Source organism: Hymenobacter lapidiphilus, from assembly GCF_003417065.2.
In the GTDB taxonomy this organism is placed as follows: domain Bacteria; phylum Bacteroidota; class Bacteroidia; order Cytophagales; family Hymenobacteraceae; genus Hymenobacter.
The window spans coordinates 55315-76859 of record NZ_QVLT01000020.1 but is presented as its reverse complement, the minus strand read 5'-3'; the positions used below and the strand labels follow the sequence as shown (position 1 = coordinate 76859).

Here is a 21545-nt window from a genome sequence, read left to right as displayed (position 1 = left end):
GTACATTGCAACGGTCTGTTCGCGCATGGTCGGCAGGGCTTGAAGGGGTCGAATACTTCAAACCTAGTCTGTTCACGCCGAACAGACTTTTTTTTGGCCTTATTTATACCTCGCAACTTGGGTTAGCTAGCAAGTCGGCCATCGAGCCGTAGCTGCTGATGTCTGGATACGCCGTAGCGGCAGTTCTATGCGTGCGTTCCACCACGGCCCGCAGCGTAAAATGGGGGCTGGCGTGCAGGAACGGCGCGTGAAAAACACGGCCCGACATGCCGTAGGCCAGCAGGCCGGTCTGGATAGGCATAGGGTGAGTTGAGTAGTTGGTGGTAAAGAACGTCATTCAGAGCGAAGCGAAGAATCTCGCATGCTGACGTTGAAACGCCATTGCAACGTCAGCATGCGAGATTCTTCGCTTCGCTCTGAATGACGTTCTTTACTCCCAACTGCCAAAAATCAGCTGCCAAACAATGCTCGACCGATTCTCCGCCCAGGCCGAATTGTACGCCCGCTACCGCATCAGCTACCCGCTGGCGCTTTACCAGTGGCTGCTGCCGCGGGTGGCGGGCCGGGGCCGCGTCTGGGACTGCGCCACCGGCAACGGGCAGGTAGCGGCGGTGCTGTCCAGCTATTTCGGGCAGGTGGAAGCTACCGACATCAGCGCCGCCCAGCTGGCCCAGGCTCCGGTGCTACCCAACGTGCGTTACCAGCTCAGTCCGGCAGAAAGCACGCCTTTTGCGGACGCAGCATTCGATTTGATAACCGTGGCCCAGGCCGTACACTGGCTGGAGCCCGAGGCCTTCGCACGGGAGGCGCGGCGGGTGCTGCGCCCCGGCGGTATGCTGGCCGAATGGGGCTACGACCTGCCCACCGTCAGCCCCGAAATCGACCCGCTGCTGCGCGAGTTTCAGGACGATACGATGGGTCCGTATTGGGACGCCCACCGCCACCACATCCACGAGCGGTATGCCCGGCTGCCGTTCCCGTTTGCGCAGGTCGAAACCCTGGCGCTGGCCGACCAGCGGCAGTTCTCGGTCGAGTGGTTCCTGAATTACCTACGCACCTGGAGCAGCGTGGTGAAATACGAGCAGCAGCACGGCCGCAACCCCGCAGACGCGCTGGCTCCCGAACTGACGCGCCGGTGGGGGCCGGGCGAGCGGACGGTGACGTTTCCAATCTTCGGGCGGCTGGGAGTGAGGGAATAAAAGGCGTTGCCGGCCGTTAGCACTCCGGATTTCTTATACGACAACTATGGAGTTTGCTGCGTACCGTCGGGTGGTGGGCCTGTTTTACCGGCGGCTGTTGCCACTCACCAGCCTGGGCTCGGGGTTGATTCTGGGGTCGGCAGTGATGTTTGGCAACTGGCCGCTGCCGCTGAACGCGAGCGTTGTGCTGATGAAGCTGAGTACCTTTCCGCTGATCTGGTACATCGGGCAGCGCACGTGGCCCGACCAGCACTGGTTCTACTGCAACCTGCACTTGGCACAATGGCAGCTGTGGGCGCCGCTGGTGGTAGTCGACACGGTAGGCTTCGCCATGCTGGTCGGGCTCATACACCAACTAGCCACCTGATGCCCGCCTGTTCTACTTCCGTGCCCGCACCCGGTGCGCCGCATGTGCTCGAAGCCGACGGTATCCAACTCAAGTTTGGTAACCGGGTGCTGCTGTCGGATGTGTACCTGCGGGTGCAAACCGGGCAGGTGGTGGGCCTGCTGGGCCGCAACGGCTGCGGCAAATCGACCCTGCTGCAAACCGTGTTCGGGGCCCGGCCGGTGGCTGATGCCTCGGTGCGCGTAAACGGGCGGCGGGTAGTGCCGGCCTACCGCCAGCCGGGCCTGCTCAATTACCTGCCCCAGGTGCCGCTGCTGCCACCCCGACTAACGCTGACCGCGGCCGCCCAACTGCTCAGAGTAGATGCTGCCGCGGCGCTAAGCGACTTTCCAGAGTTGCTGGCTCAGCTAAACCGACCGGTGGAAGAGCTGTCGAGCGGCACCGTGCGGTTGGCCGAAGTGCTGCTACTCTTGCACGCCGATACCCAATTCACGCTGCTCGATGAGCCTTTCACCGGGGTGATGCCCGTGCACACGGAAGTTCTGGCCGAGGTGATGCGCCGCGTGAAGCCGCGCAAAGGCCTGCTGCTCACCGACCACCGCTACGAGGAAGTGCTGGCTCTCTGCGACGCAGTGTATCTGCTGCACGACGGCCGCCTGGAGCTGCTGGCTAACCCCCGCCAAGGCCTGCGTGACCGAGGGTATATTAGCGGTTAGAGGTGGGTGGGGGAGACCAGATAGGAAAGCGGGGAAAAGACCGTCATGCTGAGTGCAGCCGAAGAATCTCTACCGCTTCGTTGCCGCCGCTATGATTACCATTGCGGTAGAGATTCTTCGACTGCGCTCAGAATGACATTCCAAACTTAACCCCTTCTCAATGACGGACCTCCCACTACACGGCCTGCGCGTGCTGGAACTGGCCTCGGTGCTGGCCGGGCCTCAGGTGGGCCAGTTTCTGGCCGAGTTGGGGGCCGAAGTGCTGAAGATTGAGTCTCCGGCCGCGACGTGACCCGCACCTGGCGCACAGCCGCCGAAGCGCCCGATGCGCCGGTTTCGGCTTATTTCAGCGCCGCCAACTGGGGCAAAACCAGTCAGGTGCTCGACCTGCGCACCGACGCCGGCCGCGCCGCGCTGCACGGGCTGGCTGCCGGGGCCGATATTGTGCTGGCCTCCTACAAGCCCGGCGACGCCGAAAAGCTGGGGGCCGATTATGTCACGCTCTCCACCCTGAACCCGCAGCTGCTCTACGGCGCCATTACCGGCTACGGCCCCGCCCACGCCCGCGCCGGCTACGACGCCGTGCTGCAGGCCGAAACCGGTTTCATGCACCTTAACGCCGCCGGCCCCGGCCAGCCGCCCCAGAAAATGCCAGTGGCCCTCATCGACCTGCTTACGGCCCACCATCTGAAGGAGGCGCTGCTGCTGGCCCTCTACCAACGCGAGCGAACCGGCCGCGGCGCCCTGCTCGAAGTGTCGCTGCACGACAGCGCCCTGGCCTCGCTGGCCAACCAGGGCACCAGTTGGCTGGTAACGGGCCACGAGCCCCAGCCGATGGGCTCGGGCCACCCCAGCATCGTGCCCTACGGCACCGTGTACACCGCCGCCGACGGCACCCGGCTGCTGCTGGCCGTGGGCTCCGACGGGCAATTCCGTCAGCTTTGCGCCGTGCTCGAACGGTCTGCCTGGGCCGCTGATGCGCGCTTCAGCACCAACCCCGCCCGCGTGGCCCACCGCCCCGAACTGGAGGAATTGCTACGCCAGCGGATTGAAGAACTAAGTGGCGCGGAGCTGCTGGCGGAGCTGGAAAAACGCGCCGTGCCGGCCGGGGCCGTGCGCGCGGTGGGGGAGGCGCTGAGCCAACCCGCGGCCCGCGCCATGCTGCTGCCGCCCACGGCCGGCTTCCCCCACCCAGGCCTGCGCACGGTGGCTTTTCGGAGCAGTACCTGGCCGGTGGCGGCTGCGCTGCCGGGGCCGCCGGCATTGGGGAATGATTCGCCGCCGGGCCCGGATTTTGCGTAAGTAGGGCATTGCCACTTGATTTTCATCCGCGCTTTCAGTCGCGCCTCAACTTTTCTCTGCTGCATGGACGACGAAATTTCCCGCCCAACCAAGCTCACCCGCTCCCCGGGCCCACCGCCCACCAGCGCCCGCCCGCCCATTCGTACAACGGCTGATGCCAGCCTGACCGATGCGCCCAATACCGACGGGGCCGAACCCCAGGCCCCCGGCGACCCGGCGGCCGCCCCCGCCGACCGCCTCAACCAGATTTTTGAGGGGCTGCGGCAAAAATCCTCGGCCAAGCAGGCAATTTACCGCCAGACGCAGTCAACCTTCGAGCTGCTACGGCAGGCGTCGCAGCAGTTGGTGGAAGAGTTGAGCAGCAAGGTGGCGGCCGTCGATGCGTCGGTGATGATCGAGTATCGGCCTGTTAATGAGATGGAGTTTCACATCCGTTTCAGCGGCGACTTGCTGGTGTTTGTGCTGCACTCCAACATCGTCACCTTCCCCGACGATTATGGCCCCATGCCTACCAAATACGTAGAGGATGACTTCCGGCGGCGGTTTTTCGGCCACATCATGGCTTATAACTTTATGGCCGACAGCATCAAATACCAGCGCCTCAACGACCCCGGCTATCTGGTGGGCCGCCTGCTCATCAACATCGACCAGCACTATTACCTCGAAGGTGTGCAGCAGCTCGAACTACCCGACAACGACATGTCGGACAACGTTGTAACGGAAGACGCTCTGCGCCTGTTTGTGGAAAGCGCCATGATTGCGGCCGTCAACAATGACCTGATTGCCCCGCCCATGACGGAGATCCAGAAAATCACCGTCAAGCAGAAGCTCGAAAACCAGCAGGTCAGCCGCGGCAGCAAGGTAGGGTTCAGCTTTGGTAGCCAGCAGAAAATCCAGAATATCGACGGCCTGCAGTATTAAAAGGACTCCTGTTTTTTTCTGGGAAATGCAAAGGACCTGCCCGGAAGTCACTCAATCAATTGAGCGGCTTTCGGGCAGGTCCTTTATTGCCGCCAGAGTGTGGCAGACGGGCTTGTTACCGCTGGGCGTAGCCTACTTTCTCGCGTACCTTATTGAGTACGACCGAGCCATAAGCTTGGGCTTTGCGGGCGCCTTCGGCCAGTTTTTTATCCACTTCGGGTAGGTTCTGGCTGTAGAAGGTAAACTGCTCCCGCTCTTGGGCAAAACGGGTGCGGATGACCTCGAACAGCGCCTGTTTGGCATGGCCGTAGCCGTAACCGCCGTTGAGGTAGTTCTGGCGCATTTCGGCCACCTGCTCGGCGTTGGCTACCAACGAGAATAGCTTGAAGGTGGTGTCTGTGTCGGGGTCTTTGGGCGCTTCGAGCGGGGTGCTGTCCGAAACGATGGTTTTGATGGTTTTGAGCAGCGTATTATCATCCACGAAAATGTCGATGGTGTTGCCGTAGCTCTTGCTCATTTTCTGGCCATCGACGCCGGGCACCAGCATTACCTGTTCATCTACGCGCGGCCGGGGCAGCACGAAGGTTTCGCCGTAGCGGCTGTTGAAGGCCTGAGCAATATCGCGGGCAATTTCGAGGTGCTGCACCTGGTCTTTGCCCACCGGCACGATGTCGGCGTCGTAGAGCAGGATGTCGGCGGCCATGAGCACGGGGTAAGTGAACAGGCCCGCATTCACGTCGCTCAGACGGTCGCTTTTGTCCTTGAAGCTGTGCGCGTTGGCCAGCATCGGGTAAGGCGTGAAGCAGCTCAAATACCAGGTCAGCTCCGTTACCTGCGGCACGTCGGACTGCCGGTAGAACAGGTTTTTATCGGTATCGCAGCCACAGGCCAGCCACGCGGCAGCTACAGCGTAGGTGTTCTGGCGCAGCAGTTCCGGGTCGCGGACGGTGGTGAGCGAGTGCAGATCGGCAATGAAATACAACGACTCGTTGGCCGGGCTTTTCGACAGCTCGATGGTGGGCAGAATGGCGCCGAGCAGGTTGCCCAAATGAGGCCGGCCGGTGCTCTGGATGCCAGTGAGAATGCGGGACATATTTTTAAGATATTAGCTGACAGCCGTTAGCTGTTAGCTCTTTTTATGAATGGTTACTAGAAGGCCAGCTAACGGCTGTCAGCTACTAGCTAACAGCTCAGAATTAAACACTCACATCGGCCTCGGCCTGCTCCTGAAGCACCTCAGCTTCGTCCTTGCCCAGATACCGGTCGATGACGTAGCGGGCGAGGTAGAGCAGGGGTGTGAGCAAGATAGCCGCCGCAAATTTATACCAGTAATTGGTGTTGGCTACTTCCAGCACCTGGTCCAGCGCCCAGTTGCCGAACACGTAGAAAGCTACGAACAGCACCACCACCGAATCGACGAGCTGGGAAACGAGCGTGGAGCCGGTAGCCCGCAGCCAGATGTAGCGCCCACCCGCCACGCGCCGGAACCACTGGAAAATGCTGGCATCGAGCACCTGCCCGATAATAAAGGCCACGAGCGAGCCTATGATAATGCCCAGGCCCTGCTGGAAAATGCTCTGGTAGGCAAAGTCGATATTGAACGGCCGGCCCTGCGCGTCGGTGCTGTTTACATCGAGCCAGAACTGGGCCGGCGGCAGCTCGTTGGTGGCCAGAATCACGAGGAAGGCGTACAGAATCAGCCCCACCGTGAGGAAGCTGATGCGCAGCACGCCCTCGCGCCCAAAGTACTCGTTGATGATGTCGGTGGTGATAAACACCACGGGCCAGATGATGACGCCCGCCGTGAGGTTGCCGGGTAGCCCCATCAGCTTGTCCACCGAAAAAATCTTCACTCCGATAATTTCGGCCAGCAGCGCATTCACGATAAAAATACCGCTGAGCACAAGGTAAAGCTGCTGTTTTTTGTGCGCGAAACTTTTGGCAGGCATAGGGGTGGTTATTGAGAAGAACCGTCATGCTGAGCGGAGCCGAAGCATCTCCACCACAATAGTAATTTTGGCGTCAGGATTACCATTGCGGTAGAGATGCTTCGACTTCGCCTCCGGCTGCGCTCAGCATGACAGTTGTTTGACAACCAACACAGCCCTTACTCGGCCACCGAAAACGTGCTGCCTTCCACGGCCAGGCTGGTCCAGGAGAACTGGACGCGGGCCTCGGCCAACAGCGGCTCTAAGTCGCGGTAGCGGCTGCTGAAGTGGCCGATGAGCAGGCGCTGCACCTCGGCGCGGCGGGCCAGCAGGCCGGCCTGGCGGGCGGTGCTGTGGTGGGTGGTGGCGGCTCGCTCGCGCATATCATCCAGAAACGTGGCCTCGTGGTAGAGCAAATCCACGCCGTGCACCAGCTCGGCCAGGGTTTCGGTGTAGAGTGTATCGGAGCAGAAGGCGTAACTGCGGGCGCGCTTGGGCTCGGTGGTAACGGCCGCGTTGAGGGCCAGCACCTGGCCGGCTTCGTCGCGCACATCTTCGCCCAGCGTGAGGGCCGTGAGCTGGGCGGGCGTCAGGCCGGCAGGCAGCTGCCCGGCCAGCAGCCGGCGGCGCTTGGGCTTCTCGCGGAACAGGTAGCCGCAGCACGGAATGCGGTGGCGCATGGGCAGCGAGTGCACCGTCAGGTTCTTATCCTCGAAAACTAGCCGGTGCTCGGTGGTATCGACGGCCGTGAATTCAAGCGCAAAATTGAGGTGGGTGTGCGAGTGCCGGAACTGGGTGGTCAGGATTTCGTCGAGGCCGGCTGGCCCGAAAAGGTGCAGCGGCTCGGTGCGGCCGGTCAGGTTCATGGTGCCCAGCAACCCGAACAGCCCAAAAAAATGGTCGCCGTGCAGGTGGCTGATGAAGATGTTCTGCAGCCGCTGGGGCCGCAGCTTGTACTCGAGCAGCCGCCGCTGGGTGCCCTCGCCGCAGTCGATGAGGTAGGGCGTGCCGTTCACGCTCAGCACCTGGGCCGTGTGGTGGCGGTCGAGAAACGGGGTGGCCGAGGCGCTGCCGAGGATTTTCAGCTCAAACTCCATAGGGTGAATACGGCTACAAGCTATAAGCTGCAAGCTGCAAGCTTTGGTTCTGAGAACGAGTCGACAGAACGAAGGCTTGCAGCTTGCAGCTTATAGCTTGCAGCCAAAAAATTACTCCTTACTGGTGAGGTCGCGCTCGATGGCGTGCAGGAAGATGCGGTCGATGCCTTCTTCCACGCTGGGCAGAATGTGCAGTACCGATTCTAGCTTGCTGATGGTGATGAGCTTCATCACGTGGTCCTGCAGGCCGGTCATCACCAGCAGGCCGCCGGTCGAGTTGCACAAGCGGTTGGCAATCAGAATGGAGCTCAGGCCCGATGAATCGGTGTATTTTACGTTGCTCAGGTCCAGGATCAGGTTATTGATGCCCTCGGCATTGAGCTTGACGAATTCCGACTTCAAATCAGGCGCTACGGTCGTATCGAGCTTCTTTTCGTCAATCGTGATGATGGTGTAGGTTTCTTTTTTATCGATGGAGTACTTCATACCGCAAGTCGGTTCGGTTGTTTGGGAGTAGTTGCGAAGGTAGCAAAAAAAGCCGTTGGGCGTAAATCCGGAGTGAATGACCGAAAAAGCCGGCTTTCAGGATTAGGGCCGGGCTTTTTCCGACACCCCGAAGGTTAGCGTGCTCCACGTGCTCTGCCAGTCGGCCCCGGTAGCGGCCGGCGCGCTTTCCATGCGCACGGTGCTGACGAGGTACTGGCCGGGGCCGGACAAATGTAACAACACCCGACCGTTTTGGTTGCTTCGGAGTTTCTGCAGCAGTGCCTTGGGCTTGGCGTCGCGCCGCCACAGCAATACCAACTGGCCCGCCACGGGCTGGCCAGCCCGCAGCACGCGCACCGTAAGCGGGGCCTCGGGGGCCAACATATAGGGGTTCTGTTCGGGCACCAGCTCTAGCGACAGGCCCACCGGCCGGGCCCAGGCGCGGGCGGTATCGGTGGGGTTGAGTGGGCCGGCCTGCACCAGCGTTTTGGCGCAGCGCCGGTAAACCTCGCGGCCGGGCTTGGTGGTTTGCTTTTGCTGTTCGCGCAGTGCCAGAACGTTGTCGAGGCCCTCTTCTTTTAAGTAGGCCGTAAACTTAGCCGCCTCCAGGGTAATAGAGGAGTTGTTGGTAGCCAGGGCCACCAGATGCGTGCCGGGCTGAGCGAGCGTAACGGTACTTTGAATGGTATCGGCCGGGGCCGGTAGCGGGGCGGCGGAGAGCAAATCGGTGGGGGCGGCTCCAGGGGCGTAGTGCCGAAAAAATATTAGCCGGCTACTCCGGCCAGCCCAAGCTTCGCCCTGAAAATCCTCGCCCGAAAACCGCCGCAGGTGCACCCTGGTACCCGGCGCGACCACAAACCGCGTGGGCTCAATCCAGAATTCGTGGGCTAGCGCGGCGGTGGTGGCCAGTAGCAGGAGAATAGGGAGAAGACGTTTCATGGGTTGGGGCAGATGAGAATTGGAAGCTAGCGGACGAGCGGCCGGGAAATGTGGCCCAGACTTCAGTCCGGAGCCCGACTATCCGGCCATTCAAATCGGCGGACGACGGACTAAAAGTAACCTAATCGTAATACGGTTCAGATCAGCGGGCTACGGACTGAAGTTTGTGCCACATTCTATAGCCGCTCTTCGCCACACTTCTCAACTCCGCTCCAGGGCCAGCTGGTAGGCGTGGTCGTAGTACACGCGCAGGTTTTTCCAGTCGAACATTTCGGCCGAGCTTTCTACGTTGTTGCGCTGCATGATTCGCTCGCGGCGGTTGAGCTGCACGAACTCCCAGAGCATATCGGTGAGCTCTTCGGCGGCCTCGTCGAAGCTTTTTTCCTGGCGATGCACCACGAAAATGCCCTGCTCGATGTGGGCCGGCACGTTCTGTAGGACGTAGTCGCCGAAGCCCGAGAGGTCGGAGGTAATGGCCGGTACGCCGCGGGCCACGCATTCGAGGGGCGTGTAGCCCCAGGGCTCGTAGTAGCTCGGGAAAACGCCCAGGTGGCAGCCGCGCACAAACTGCCCATACTCCATACCGAACAGGGGCGAGGTGGGCGACACGAAATCGGGGTGGTACACGATTTTCACCCGGTCGTGCTGGTTGTTTACCAGGTCGGCGCGGCGCAGGAAGTTGAGGATGTCGTCGTTCTGGTCGTCGACTAGATTGTGGGTGATGACGGGAGGAAGGGTGTTGGTTTTCCAGCTTTGCAGGGTGCGGCGGTAGCGCAGGCGCCAATAGTCGTCCACCATCGTGCTCAGGTCGGGCAGGCGGTTGTCGTCGCTGGCGGCGGCGGCATAGAACAGCCGCTCGCCCACCTGCCGCTCGATGGCCTCGCAGGTTTCGCGCACTTCTTCCAGTACGGCCCGGCTCTGCAGTACCTGCGGGTTGATGCTGGTGAAAGGCCGCTTGGTGATAAAGAACATCACCACCTGCCCCTCCAGGCCACTTTGCTGCAGGCGGTAGTTGAGCCGGGCCAGGGCCTCCAGCGTCAGGTCGAACCCCTTGTTGTGGTACTCGTAGCGCCCGCTCGTGAACAGGTAGAGCGTCTTGTCGAGGTCGAAGGAGTAGCTCTGGAAGAAGTGGGCCATCACGAACTCGTGAATTTTGGCCTTGTACTGCTGGTGCAGGTTCTGGAACTCGTGCAGAGCCACAAACCGCTCGATGTTGAGCCCGTTAGGCAGCACCGCGTCCGGAATCCGGTCGAGCAGGTAAATGCACTCGCGCACCGTCAGCTCGCTTACCGTCGTGAACACGTGGGCCCCGTGGGCGGCGGCGCGCTCCATGGTCACGGCCGATTCGATGTTGAAGCGCCGGGCCTCCGCCTGCCAGTCCACCTGCATCAGGTGGTCGTAGAAGTTGGGGTCGTTCATGGCCAGGTAGCGGCCCAGCAGCGTGGCGTGGGTGGTGAACACCAGATGCACCGGCACCTGCTCGCGGCGCAGGGCCGGAATGGCTACGCCCGTCATCCACTCGTGGAAGTGCGCAATCAGCCGCTGAGGCGGCGCGGCTTCGGCAGCCAGCAGCTGCAGAAACACCTTCGCCAACTCGCCGAAGGCTACTACCTGGTGCAGCAAATCGTCGTCGGCGGGCACCGGCAGGCCGTGGTGCTCCCACAGGTCGGCCTTAATGGCATCGAGCCGCGGGTACGCCTGAAACGGGTCGATGAGCACCACGCGGGGGCGGCCCGTTACCAGCCAGGTGCCCAGCTGCACACTGTAGCCCAGCGCCCGCATGGCCTCTACGGCCCGGGCAAACGGGTCGTCGAAAGAAGCCAGCTGCTCGTCGTCGGGTTCGAACTCGCCCTGGGCCTGCTGCGGAAAATAGGGCCCCAGCAGGCAGTACTGCCCGCCCCACACCTGCCGGGTGGCGGGCACCTTGCTGCGGATAACGGTGTAAATGCCGCCCACCTGGTTGCAGACTTCCCAGGCTACCTCCACCAGCAGCGTATCGGCAGTAGTAGCGGCGGGGGCAGGGGCGGGGATGGGGGCAGACGAAGAACTGGGCATTGGCAGCAAAGAGTGGGTTTGGCGCTACAAGCTACAAGTCGGGAGCTAAAAACTCCTGCCAGAACGGCGTAGAGACGCAATATTGTGCGTCTCGTCGTTGCTGACGTTGACCATTTCGCCTTACTGTTCAACGACGAAGCGCATAATATTGCGCTTCTAAGCCGCTCCGGGTAACGCTAATAGCTCAAAACTACTCCGGCTCCTGCGACAAAATCAGCACTGAATAAGGTGCCAGGCCGAAAGTGCCCTGAAAGGGTTGGTCGTCGTAGATGCCGGCTTCGGCCTCGCAATCCACGCTTTCGAAATTGCCGAACTCGTGGTCGTAGCCTTCCCAATCGGAGTTGAAGCGCACGTGCCAGCGGCCGGCGCGGGGCAGGCCCACGCGGTAGTTGGCGTGGCTCTGGTCGGCGAAGTTGCACAGCACCACCGTCGTGTCGGCGGCCCCGCCCTGGTCGCGGCGGATGAAGGCCAGCACCTTCTGCTCGTCGTTGAGGTGGTGGACTTCGGCGTGCTGGCCCAGCAGACCGCGGGTGCGGCCCGCCAAGTTGCGGCGCAGCGCAATCAGGTCGCGGTAGAGGTGTACCAGGCCGGCATGTTCTTCGGCACGGGCCCAGTCGAGGGGCTGGTCGTCGGAAAAGGAGCCGTCGGCCAGCATCGTCTGGCCCTGGAAAATCATTGGGATGCCGGGCACCGTGAGCACCAGCGCCGCGCCCAGCGTCGAGCGTTTCTTCGGGAACCAGGAGGCCGCTTCGCCGGGCATGATTTCTTCGGGCACCCGGGCCTTGCCGTTGGCCACTTCGTCGTGGCTTTCGGTGTACACCACCCGCTGGAAGGACTCGCCGTTGTAGCGGTGCAGCACCGCTTCGGCTACGGCCGCCATACTGCGGTCGGCGTCGTCGGGCGTCGTCAGCGCGTCGCGGATGGGGTATACGAAGCGGGCATCCCACTGGCTCGAAAAGCCCTGGCCACCCTCCTCGGGGGCGCGGGTGATGTATTCATCGCCCAGCAAATCCTCGGCAATCATGATTTTCCAGGGCATGCGGGCGCGGACTTCCTCGTTTATCCAGCGCATCAGGCTCCAGCCATCGGGCAGGTCGTGGTCGGGGTCGGTGGTGCCGTTCACGTTACGGATGTGGGCAATGGCGTCGCAGCGCAGCCCGTCGAGGCGGTAGTCTTCGAGCCACATCAGCACGTTGTCGCAGATGTAGCGGCGCACGGCTTCGCGGCCGTAGTCGGGGCGGTTGTGGCCCCAGGGCGTTTCGGCGCGCCAGTCGTTGTAGAAGTAGATGCCGCCGCCGTCGTTTTCCTGCCAGCCGTCAAACTGCCACAAATCCAGGTCGCCGGGCCCGAAGTGGTTGTACACCACGTCCAGAATAACGGCCATGCCGCGGCGGTGGGCCTGCTTGATGAACTCCTGAAAGCCCGCCGGCCCGCCGTAGTCCACATCAATGGCAAATGGATGAGCCGGATTGTAGCCCCAGCTCAAACGGCCCGGAAAGGCCGCGGCGGGCATAATTTCCACGGCATTAATACCCAGCTCGCGCAGGTAGTCGAGCTTTTCGATGGCATCGTAGAACGTGCCGGGATGCGCCGGGTCGGGCGTGTAGAAGGTGCCGATATGCAGCTCGTAAATCACCAGCTCGTTCCAAGCCGGCATTTGAAAAGCGTCGTCTTCCCAGTCGAAGTTAGGGTCGAACACCACCGAGTGACCGGCCGAATGGGTTACCTGGCGGGCATAGGGGTCGTTTTTGGTTTGCTCGCCGTGGGGCGTAGTCAGGTGGAACTTGTACTCGGTGCCGGGGCCAAGGTCGGCGAAGTCGGCGGCCCAGTAGCCTTCGCCTTCGGAAGCGAGCGGGTGCGTGGTGGGGTTCCAGTCGTTGAACGGGCCCACCAGGGCCACGGCAGTAGCCGCCGGGGCCCACACCCGAAACGTGGTGCCGCCGGCGTGGGGCCGGGCACCCATACCGCCCCACGCGTTGGGGGTAGTGGTGGCAGGAACAGCGGAGGTAGTAGGAGTTATTGGCATGAAATACGTCGAAAAGGCCGCCGCCGGAAAGCGGGGCGGCCGGAACTGCTTTACTGCCCCGGTTGGGTGAAAGTTGTTGGGCGGGGCGGCCAGGCGCGTAGCTTTGTGGTAAACCCGCCCGCCCCGGCGCCGGTTATACGGGCCCTCGCCCTTCCATTTTTAACTCCTGATTCTGTGCCCCGACCCAAACCCGTGGTGTTTGGCCTCTATGGCTGGACGCCCGAATACGGCTACCGCTACATCCATCCGGCCAACCGCCGCTCCTTCGAGTGGCTGGAGCCGGTGGGCAAAGTGTTCGAGAAAATCGACGAAAACGACGACTGGATTACCCTGCGCTACGACGAGCAGCAGTTCTTCGTCAGCGCCGAGCTGTTCAAGGAACTCTACCAGAAACCACCTTTCAGCTTCGGCGACCAAGTACGCACCACCGCCCCACCCGCCCACCAGGGCCTCGTCTCCGATGTGTTTTTCGACGAGCGCGCCGATACGTTCCAGTTTCAGGTAGTCGAGAAGAAGCGCAAAATCCAGCGCGTCTTCGAGGCCGATGAGCTGGTGATTGAGTAGACCATCTAAAACGAGGTAGGGGCGGGGCTTGCCCCCGCCCGCCGGGCGCGCAATTTCAACGACAATCGTTCAACGGCGGGCGGGGGCAAGCCCCGCCCCTACGTCGTTCGGTCTGCTTCCCGCTCTACTCCCCTTACAGCCCCACCGCAATACCGATTACTACCGCCACCGCGCCCAGGGCCAGCAGCAGCAGGTAGAGGGGGAAGGCGAACTTCCACCACTCATCAAACCGCACGCCGCAGGCGGCTACAATGGCCACCAGGGCGCCGTTGGTGGGCGTTATCAGTTCGCAGAGGCCGGCACCGTACTGGTAGGCCAGGACGGTGACCTGGCGCGAGAGGCCGATAAGGTCGGAGAGGGGCACGAGCAGCGGCATGGTGAGCACGGCCTGGCCGCTGACCGAGGGCACCGGCAGGTGCAGGGCCGTGTGGACGCCCATCATACCCAGGGCCGCCACCCAGGCGGGCAGCCCGGCCAGTGGCGCCGAGAGGCCGTTGACGATGGTATCGACAATCTGCCCCTGCTCCAGCACCACGAAAATGGCGCGGGCAAAACCGATGAGCAGGGCCGAAAAGGCAATGTCGCGGAAGCCGGCAATGAATCCCTCGGCGGTGCCTGTGAGGCCCAGTCCACCCACGAGGCCGGCCACCACGCCCATCGTGAAGAACAGGGCCGCCATCTGCTCGAAATCCCAGCCCAGTTTCAGTACCCCGTAGGCGAAAAAAGCGAAGCCGCCCAGCAGCAGCGCCAGCACCAGCCCGTGGTTGCGGCCCGCCACCAGCGTGCCATTTGGGTCGGCTTGCTCGCTGGTTTCGGGCGTTATGCGGTGGCGCTGGGCGTGGCGCACGGTGCCGCCAATCCAGATAACCAGGGCCAGCAGCAGGAACACCAGCCGGAAGCCGCCGCCCGACAGCAACGGCAGCTGCGCCAGCTTCTGGGCAATGCCCACCTGAAACGGGTTGAGTGGACTAAACGCCGCGCCCACCGCCGCCGAGCCGATGCTGACGGCGGCGGCCGTTACCACCGGATAGCCGATGCGGCGCATCAGAATCAGGAGCACCGGCACCAGCGGCACGATTTCCTCCTGCATATTTTCCAGCGCGCCCATGGTGGCGAAAAGCACCGAGATGATGGGAATCACCACCGCTTCACGCCCCCGGAATTTCTCCAGCAGCCAATCGACGCCCCGGCGCAGCGCACCCGTCAGGTCCACGACCGTGAAGGCCCCACCGGCTAGGAACACCAGGAAAATCACGGCCGCCGCATCTACCAGGCCTTTCGGAACGGCCACCAGCGCCTGCAGGGGGCTGACCGGCGTGGCTGGCACGCGGTGGTAAGAGCCGGGCACCACCACGTCGCGGCCGGTGGCGGCGTCGGGGGTGCGCTCGAATACGCCGGCCGGCAGCACGTAGCTCAGCGCGCAGGCCAGCAAAATAAAGCCCACCAACAATACCAGCGGGTGCGGAAAGCGAATCGTTTTCATGCCGCGAAGGTACGGGGTGCGTGGATTAGTGGGGGAAAAGGAACGGTCATTCAGAGCGCAGCGAAGAATCTCGCGTGCTGATGTCGGTTCGTTGATGCAACATCAGCACGCGAGATTCTTCGCTGCGCTCTGAATGACCGTTCCTTTTCCACCTTATTACCCTGTCACCTGCTCACCCCGTACCTTTGCCCCTGCCATGAAATACGCCGAGTTTAAAGCGCTGAACATGTTCCGCCAGGCCGAGTACCTGGCCGGGCACGGCCGGCTGCTGGCCGAGCGGCGCGAAGACAGCTTCCGGCTGCAGCTGTTCGCGGTGGCCGATTTCTACGCCGAAGAGTGGCGCGAGTCCGATAACGAGCACCTGCTGTTCATCCACCTGTTCCGCCACCCGGCCGGCCTGCGCGACTACCTGCCCGCCATCCGGCTGCCGCGCGATTGGTAGCGAGTATCCGTAAAAATCTATATTGAGGAATGAAAAGCCCCCGCCTGCTGCCGGTGCTGCTGGCTTTGCTCAAATTCGCCACCGGCTATGGGCTGGCCAGCCCCGCCTACGAGCTGCACCGCGACGAGTACCTCTACCTCGACTACGGCCGGCACCTGGCCTGGGGCTACCTCGAAGTGCCGCCCCTCACGGCCCTGCAAAGCTGGGTTACGCTGGCGCTGGGTGGCAGCTGGTTCTGGGTGAAATTCTGGCCCCTGCTCTGGGGTAGCCTTACTATTTACCTGGTGGGGCGGGCTGTGCAGCGGCTGGGCGGCGGGCCCTGGGCCGTGGTGCTGGCGGGACTCTGTTATCTGCTAGGGGCCTATGCCCGGCTCAACTTCCTGTTCCAGCCCAACTCGTTCGAGGTGCTGGCTTTCACGGCGGGGTGCTACTGGCTGATTTGCTACGTGCAGCAGCCCGCCCCGCGCTGGCTTTACGCCATTGGCGCCATGCTGGGACTGGCTGTGCTCAACAAATACTCCGCCCTGTTTTTTGGGGCGGCGCTGGTGGGGGCGCTGCTGCTCACGCTCTGGCGCCGGATGCTGGCGACGCGGCACTTCTGGCTGGCGGCGGGGCTGGCGCTGCTGCTGTGGCTGCCCAATCTGGCCTGGCAAATCGGGCACGGGCTGCCGGTGCTCCACCACATGGAGTTGCTGCGCGCAACGCAACTGGTCAATGTGTCGAGGGTCGATTTTTGGAAGGACCAGTTGCTGATGAACCTGCCGGGGCTGTGGGTGTGGCCGGCAGGGCTGCTGGCTTTGCTGCTTAGCCCGCAACTGCGGCCTTACCGGGTGGTGGGCTTCGTATACGCTGGTGGCCTGCTGCTACTGACGCTACTGCACGGCAAAAACTACTACGCCCTGGGTTATTACCCGATTCTGCTGGCGGCCGGGGCCGCGTGGTGGGAGCAGCGCCTGCATCGGTGGCCGCGTCTGCGGGCGGCCCTGCTGCTCGTGCCGCTGCTGCTGAGCCTGCCCCTGTTGCCGGTAATGTTCACGCTGCTGCCCCCGGCCCGCATGCTGGCGCTGGGCCAGTTTTACGGCAATACCGGCGTGCTGCGCTGGGAAGACGGCCGCGACCACCCGCTGCCCCAGGACTACGCCGACATGGTAGGTTGGCGCGCGCTGGCCGATGATGTGTGGCAGGCCTATCAGCGTCTGCCGCCGGATGCTAAAGGACACACCTTCATCAAGTGCGACAATTACGGCCAGGCGGGGGCCATCAACTACTACAACCGCCACCGCGAATTGCCGGCGGCCCATAGTACCAATGGCTCCTATTTGTTCTGGTATCCCCCGCAGCCGGCTCGTCTACGCTATCTGCTACTGGTAGAAGACAATGAGCCGGCAGGGCTGGCCGGCCACTGCCAATCGGTTCGGGAGCTACCCCTGCGGCCCAACCCTTTCGCCCGCGAACAAGACCGCCACCTTTACCTCGTAACGGCACCTGACACGCACCTCATCGGCCGTATCTACGCCGAGCGCCGAGCCGCCCTGGCGGAATGGGGGCAGTTTTAAGATTGATGCGCCGTGGTGGAGTGGGGGGCGTTCAACGGTTGCTTGCGTCTGGCACCCCTCCCCACTGAGGAGAGGTCGGGGGTGGGGTTTGCTTTCCGCGCATTTTGGGCGAACTTCACGGCTTCCCACCTGATGCAATCCGTTATGAAAAAACTTCTGTTTGGGCTCCTGTTATTCAGCTCGCACGCGATGCTGGCCCAGGATGCCGCCACGTACCAGATGCCCCCCAAAGCCCTGGCCGACCTGGTAACCGTGGCGTCCACGCCGGGCGTGAGCGTCGATTCGAAGGGCCAGTACATGGTGATTCTGGAGCGCGCCGCCAACCCTACTATTGCCGAGCTGTCGCAGCCCGAGCTGCGGTTGGCGGGCGTGCGGCTCAACCCCGCCACCAATGGCCCCAGCCGCGCCCAGTACCTGACTGGCCTCAAGCTGAAAAAGCTGCCCACCGGCACCGAAATGGCCGTAACCGGCTTGCCTGCTGAGGCCCAGCTCAGCTACGTGCAATGGTCGCCCGATGAAACCAAGATTGCCTTCACCAATACCACCGACGGCCGCATTGAGCTGTACGTGGCCGACGTAGCCACGGGCGCCGCCCGGCGCGTGGGCAGCGTGGCCCTGAACGCCGTGCTCGGCACGCCCTACAACTGGTTGCCCGACGGCCAAGGCTTTATCGTGCGCGCCATCCCAACCGGGCGCGGCGCGGCGCCGGCCGTGAGCCGCGTGCCGGCCGGGCCCACGGTGCAGCAGAACCTCGGCCGCTCGGGCCAGGCGCCCACCTACCAGGATTTGCTCAAGAACCCGTCTGATGATAAGCAGTTCAACTACTACGCCACGGCGCAGGTAATGCGGCTGGGCCTCGATGGCCAGATGAAGGCCATCGGCCAGCCGGGCATCATCACCGGCGCGCAGTCGTCGCCCGATGGTCGCTTCGTGCTGACGGAAACGGTGCACGCGCCGTTTTCCTACCTCGTGCCGGTGTACCGCTTCCCGCTCCGCACCGAGGTGTTCAACATGGATGGTACGCTGGTGAAAATGCTGGCCGACACGCCCGCCCAGGAGAACGTGCCCTACAGTCCCGACGGCGCCCCCACCGGCCCCCGCGACTATGCCTGGCGCAACGATGTGCCGGCTACGGTGTATTACACCGAAGCCCAGGACGGCGGCGACCCCAAGCAGAAAGCCGAAATCCGCGACAAAGTATTCGCGCTCGACGCACCGTTCGGAGGTCAGCCTAAGGAGATTTACGCGGCCCAATACCGTTTTGGGGGCTTTGAGTGGGGCGATGATAAGGTGGCCCTGGCTACCGAGCGGTGGTGGCAGTCGCGCAAGAGCCTCACCAAAATCGTGAACCCGCGCACCTGGCAGGCCAGCACGCTGTTCGACCGCTCGTACGAGGACCGCTACACCGACCCCGGCCAGCCCGACACCCGCCGCAACCAATATGGCCGCGACGTGCTCAACCTGCTGCCCAACGGCGAGCTGCTGATGCTCAACGGCACGGGCGCCTCCACCACCGGCGACCGGCCCTTCGTGAGCGTGTTCAACCTGAACACCGGCAAAAGCCAGGAGCTGTGGCGCTCCCAGGCCCCACGCTTCGAGCGGCCCGTAGCCGTGCTCGACGCCAAGAAGCGCGTGCTGCTCACGACCCAGGAGCAGCCCGACGAAAACCCGAACTACTACATCCGCAACCTCGCCAAGCGCAGCGCCCCCCAGCGCGTTACCAACTTCCCGCACCCGTACCCGCAGCTCAAAGGCATCCAGAAAGAGCAGCTCCGTTACAAGCGCGCCGACGGCGTGGAACTGACGGCTATGCTGTATCTGCCCGCGGGCTATAAGAAGGAGGATGGTCCGCTGCCCACCTTTTTGTGGGCCTACCCGGCCGAGTTCAAGAGTGCCGCCGCCGCCGGCCAGGTGAACGGCTCGCCCTACCAGTTTAACCGCATCAGCTACTCGGGCGCGGCCGCGTTTGCCACCATGGGCTACGCCGTGCTCGATAACGCCAGCATCCCCATCGTGGGTGAGGGCAGCAAGGAGCCCAACGATACCTACGTGCAGCAGCTCGTGTCGAGCGCCCAGGCGGCCATCGAGGAAGGCGTGCGCCGGGGCGTGGTCGACCCGAACCGCGTGGGCGTGGGCGGCCACTCCTACGGCGCTTTCATGACGGCCAACCTGCTCTCTTACAGCAAGTTGTTCCGGGCCGGAATTGCCCGCAGCGGCGCCTACAACCGCACGCTCACGCCCTTCGGTTTCCAGAACGAGCAGCGCACCTACTGGCAGGCCCCGGAAGTGTACAGCACCATGTCGCCCTTCCAGAATGCCGACAAGATGAAAACCCCGCTGCTGCTCATCCACGGCGAGGCCGACAACAACACCGGCACCTTCCCGATGCAGTCGGAGCGCTACTACACGGCCCTCAAAAGCTTCGGCGCCAGCACCCGCCTGGTGCTGCTGCCCTACGAAAGCCACGGCTACACGGCCAAGGAGTCGGTGCTGCACATGCTCTGGGAGATGAACAGCTGGCTCGATAAGTTCGTGAAGAACGCCCCCGCCGCCGGCACCGAAAAGTCGGTTGGCCAGGCTGGTAGCGGCTCGAAGTAACGCAGCGCAACCCGTATCAAAACGGCCTCGCCCACATGGTGGGCGAGGCGTTTTTCGTTGAAAGGCGAGGTGTAGAGACGCAACAGTTGAAGTCTCGTCGTTGCTGATGTTGCTTTCCTATAAGAACCATTCAACGATGAGACTCCAACTGTTGCGTCTCTACAACCCGGCTACTGCTGCCCCCCGAACTGCCGGCCGAAATAGTCACCGGGATTCCAGCGGGGGCGCTCGGGGTTCTGGGCTACCAGGTAGCCGACCAAGAAATTGAGCTGCACGTAGGTACGGCCGGCCTCGAAATCGAAGGTGCCGTTCATGTCGTCCTGGGGTTTGTGGTAGGTGAGGGCGCGCCACTGCTTCACCTGCTCGCTGAGGTTGTTGCGGCCGTCGGGCGTGCGGTTGCCGTACTTGAGGTGCAGCGCCGGAATGCCCTGGGCCACGAAGCTGTACTGGTCGGAGCGGATGAAGCGGTTCTGCTCGGGCTCGGGGTCGTCTTCCACCGTCAGCTTGAGGTAAGCGGCGGCCTGCGCCACCGGCCCGGCCAGCGTGGAGTGCTGCGCGCCCAGCGGCACCACCGACAGCAGCGGCGCAATCAGGGTAGGCATGTCGGTGTTCACGTTGGCCACGAGGCTGGTGGAGGGCACGGTGGGCCGGGCCGCGAAGTAGGCCGAACCCAGCAACCCCAACTCCTCGCCGGTTTGCAGCACTAGCAGAATACTCCGATGCGGCTTTTGCTTGAGGCGCGAATAGATACCGGCAATTTCAAGCACCGAGGCTACGCCCGTGGCATTGTCGTGGGCCCCGTTGTAGATGGAGTCGCCGCGCACCGGCGCGCCCACGCCCAGGTGGTCGAGGTGGGCCGAATGCACCACGTATTCATCCCGCAGCTTGGCATCAGAGCCCGTGATTTTGCCTACCACGTTGTAGGAATCGAAATCCTGGTAAGCCGATTCCCAGCGGGCAGATAGTGTGCCGGGCAGTGCCACCGGCGCCGGTCGACTGGCGCGCAGGCGTTGCATAATCTGGGCTGTGTCGGAGGCGGCGGCGCGCAGCAGGGTTTGCAGGCCGGCGCCGAGAGCGTGCCGGTGAGGGCCACCCCGGCTGGCCCACTCACGAAGCCCCGGGCGGCGGCCACTTTGCCATCAGCCCCCAGCACGCTGGTACTCGAAGCCAGCCGGCTCGGACCCCCCGGCGCGGCCCGCAACGTGGCGAACAGCACGCCCACCGCCCCGTGGGCCGCGGCTGTGCGCACGATTTGGGTCTGGTCCTGGCTGGCGGCGGCCACGGTGCTCGGGAAAGCGGGCGGGGCGCCGCGCAGCACTACCACCACCTTGCCCCGGGCATCGAGGCCCTGGTAGTCATCGTACTTCTCGGCCGGGGCCGAGATGCCGTAGCCCGCAAACACGAGGCCGGTGGCGGGCAGCTGAGCGGTGGGCTGTTCGGGGTGGGGCAGCAGGCTGATGGCATCAAGCGGCAGCCCGGCCGCGCCGGCCGCTGGTTGGTAGCTGGCAGCGGCGCCCGGCCGCACGGTGGCTCGGCGCAGGCGCACGCGCTGGGTGAAGCCGCCGTTTTCGCCGGCCGGCTCCACGCCTCGTTCTTTCAGCTGGGCCACCACGTAATCGACGGCCATCTGGTAGCCGAGCGTGCCGGGCTTGCGGCCCAGCAGTCGGTCGTCGGCCAGGTAGGCTACGTGGGCCCGGATGGCTTCTGGCCGCACCTGGTCCATGGACCTTCGCACGGACTTGGGCAGGCTGAGCGAGGAGGGAGTGGTGGTTTGGGCGGCGGCTTCCAGCGCAGGCAGCAGTAGGGCGGGCAGCAGGAGCAAGGTCGAGAACTTCATCGGGCTAACATACGCCGAAAAGTTCTTGCCAACCCTGCAAAGGCCAGTTT

19 protein-coding genes and 1 pseudogene are annotated in these 21545 nt (G+C 63.2%); 9 read left to right on the top strand and 11 right to left on the bottom strand.

Features of this window, described 5'->3' with window-relative positions:
• Positions 1-103: 103 nt before the first annotated feature.
• Positions 104-301, bottom strand: coding sequence for a Gfo/Idh/MocA family oxidoreductase (locus tag D0N36_RS12900; protein ID WP_190242658.1), 198 nt, complete (start codon positions 299-301; stop codon positions 104-106).
• Between the two features lie 163 nt (positions 302-464).
• Here D0N36_RS12900 and D0N36_RS12895 point away from each other — a divergent pair, with 163 nt between their 5' ends.
• The 5 genes and pseudogenes from D0N36_RS12895 (at position 465) to D0N36_RS12870 (ending at position 4484) form a co-directional block, all read left to right on the top strand.
• A complete protein-coding gene (locus tag D0N36_RS12895; RefSeq protein ID WP_116942107.1) occupies positions 465-1199 on the top strand; it encodes a class I SAM-dependent methyltransferase in 735 nt (244 codons plus the stop codon).
• A gap of 46 nt (positions 1200-1245) precedes the next feature.
• Positions 1246-1566 carry a hypothetical protein gene (locus D0N36_RS12890; RefSeq protein WP_116942106.1) on the top strand — a complete coding sequence of 107 codons (321 nt, stop codon included), beginning with the start codon at positions 1246-1248 and terminating at the stop codon, positions 1564-1566.
• Positions 1566-2261, top strand: a complete 696-nt coding sequence (locus tag D0N36_RS12885) for an ATP-binding cassette domain-containing protein (RefSeq protein ID WP_190242657.1) — start codon at positions 1566-1568, stop codon at positions 2259-2261. The genes D0N36_RS12890 and D0N36_RS12885 overlap by 1 nt, the downstream gene beginning before the upstream one ends.
• Positions 2262-2421: 160 nt before the next feature.
• Positions 2422-3563 (top strand): annotated as a pseudogene (locus D0N36_RS12875) (CaiB/BaiF CoA transferase family protein).
• A gap of 63 nt (positions 3564-3626) precedes the next feature.
• Positions 3627-4484, top strand: coding sequence for a hypothetical protein (locus tag D0N36_RS12870; protein WP_116942102.1), 858 nt, complete (start codon positions 3627-3629; stop codon positions 4482-4484).
• A gap of 115 nt (positions 4485-4599) precedes the next feature.
• On the opposite strand, the gene trpS is transcribed toward D0N36_RS12870, so the two are convergent.
• The 7 genes from trpS to D0N36_RS12835 all read right to left on the bottom strand — a co-directional run bounded on the left by trpS (position 4600) and on the right by D0N36_RS12835 (position 13015).
• Positions 4600-5577 carry a tryptophan--tRNA ligase gene (gene trpS / locus D0N36_RS12865; RefSeq protein ID WP_116942101.1) on the bottom strand — a complete coding sequence of 326 codons (978 nt, stop codon included), beginning with the start codon at positions 5575-5577 and terminating at the stop codon, positions 4600-4602.
• 103 nt (positions 5578-5680) lie between these two features.
• Positions 5681-6433: a queuosine precursor transporter gene (locus D0N36_RS12860; protein ID WP_116942100.1), complete on the bottom strand. Its 753-nt coding sequence runs from the start codon at positions 6431-6433 to the stop codon at positions 5681-5683.
• A 158-nt stretch (positions 6434-6591) separates the two neighbouring features.
• Positions 6592-7509, bottom strand: a complete 918-nt coding sequence (locus tag D0N36_RS12855; RefSeq protein WP_116942099.1) for a ribonuclease Z — start codon at positions 7507-7509, stop codon at positions 6592-6594.
• 111 nt (positions 7510-7620) lie between these two features.
• On the bottom strand, positions 7621-7995 hold the full coding sequence (locus D0N36_RS12850) for an STAS domain-containing protein (protein WP_116942098.1): 375 nt from the start codon (positions 7993-7995) through the stop codon (positions 7621-7623).
• 102 nt (positions 7996-8097) lie between these two features.
• Complete coding sequence (locus D0N36_RS12845) at positions 8098-8934, bottom strand: DUF4198 domain-containing protein (RefSeq protein ID WP_116942097.1); 837 nt, start codon at positions 8932-8934, stop codon at positions 8098-8100.
• A gap of 201 nt (positions 8935-9135) precedes the next feature.
• Positions 9136-10989 carry a glycosyltransferase gene (locus D0N36_RS12840; RefSeq protein WP_116942096.1) on the bottom strand — a complete coding sequence of 618 codons (1854 nt, stop codon included), beginning with the start codon at positions 10987-10989 and terminating at the stop codon, positions 9136-9138.
• Positions 10990-11179: 190 nt separating this feature from the next.
• Entirely contained in the window at positions 11180-13015 is a 1836-nt protein-coding gene (locus D0N36_RS12835; RefSeq protein ID WP_242478909.1) for an alpha-amylase family glycosyl hydrolase, read from the bottom strand.
• A gap of 174 nt (positions 13016-13189) precedes the next feature.
• On the opposite strand from D0N36_RS12835, the gene D0N36_RS12830 reads away from it, so the two are divergent.
• Entirely contained in the window at positions 13190-13579 is a 390-nt protein-coding gene (locus D0N36_RS12830) for a DUF6960 family protein (protein WP_147320863.1), read from the top strand.
• A 133-nt stretch (positions 13580-13712) separates the two neighbouring features.
• Here the strand turns inward: D0N36_RS12830 and D0N36_RS12825 are convergent, their stop codons facing one another.
• Positions 13713-15062 (bottom strand): YfcC family protein, encoded by a 1350-nt coding sequence (locus D0N36_RS12825; protein ID WP_116942093.1) that lies wholly within the window; start codon positions 15060-15062, stop codon positions 13713-13715.
• 196 nt (positions 15063-15258) lie between these two features.
• Between D0N36_RS12825 and D0N36_RS12820 the strand changes: the two genes are divergently transcribed.
• The 3 genes from D0N36_RS12820 (at position 15259) to D0N36_RS12810 (ending at position 19658) form a co-directional block, all read left to right on the top strand.
• Entirely contained in the window at positions 15259-15504 is a 246-nt protein-coding gene (locus D0N36_RS12820) for a hypothetical protein (RefSeq protein ID WP_116942092.1), read from the top strand.
• A gap of 29 nt (positions 15505-15533) precedes the next feature.
• Complete coding sequence (locus D0N36_RS12815; RefSeq protein ID WP_116942091.1) at positions 15534-17060, top strand: glycosyltransferase family 39 protein; 1527 nt, start codon at positions 15534-15536, stop codon at positions 17058-17060.
• Positions 17061-17204: 144 nt separating this feature from the next.
• A complete protein-coding gene (locus tag D0N36_RS12810) occupies positions 17205-19658 on the top strand; it encodes a S9 family peptidase (RefSeq protein ID WP_116942090.1) in 2454 nt (817 codons plus the stop codon).
• 170 nt (positions 19659-19828) lie between these two features.
• Here D0N36_RS12810 and D0N36_RS19675 read toward each other — a convergent pair whose 3' ends face one another.
• Positions 19829-20641, bottom strand: a complete 813-nt coding sequence (locus tag D0N36_RS19675) for a M28 family peptidase (protein WP_242478908.1) — start codon at positions 20639-20641, stop codon at positions 19829-19831.
• Complete coding sequence (locus D0N36_RS19670) at positions 20569-21495, bottom strand: protease-associated domain-containing protein (protein WP_242478907.1); 927 nt, start codon at positions 21493-21495, stop codon at positions 20569-20571. Before D0N36_RS19670 ends, D0N36_RS19675 begins: the two co-directional genes overlap by 73 nt.
• Positions 21496-21545: the final 50 nt, after the last annotated feature.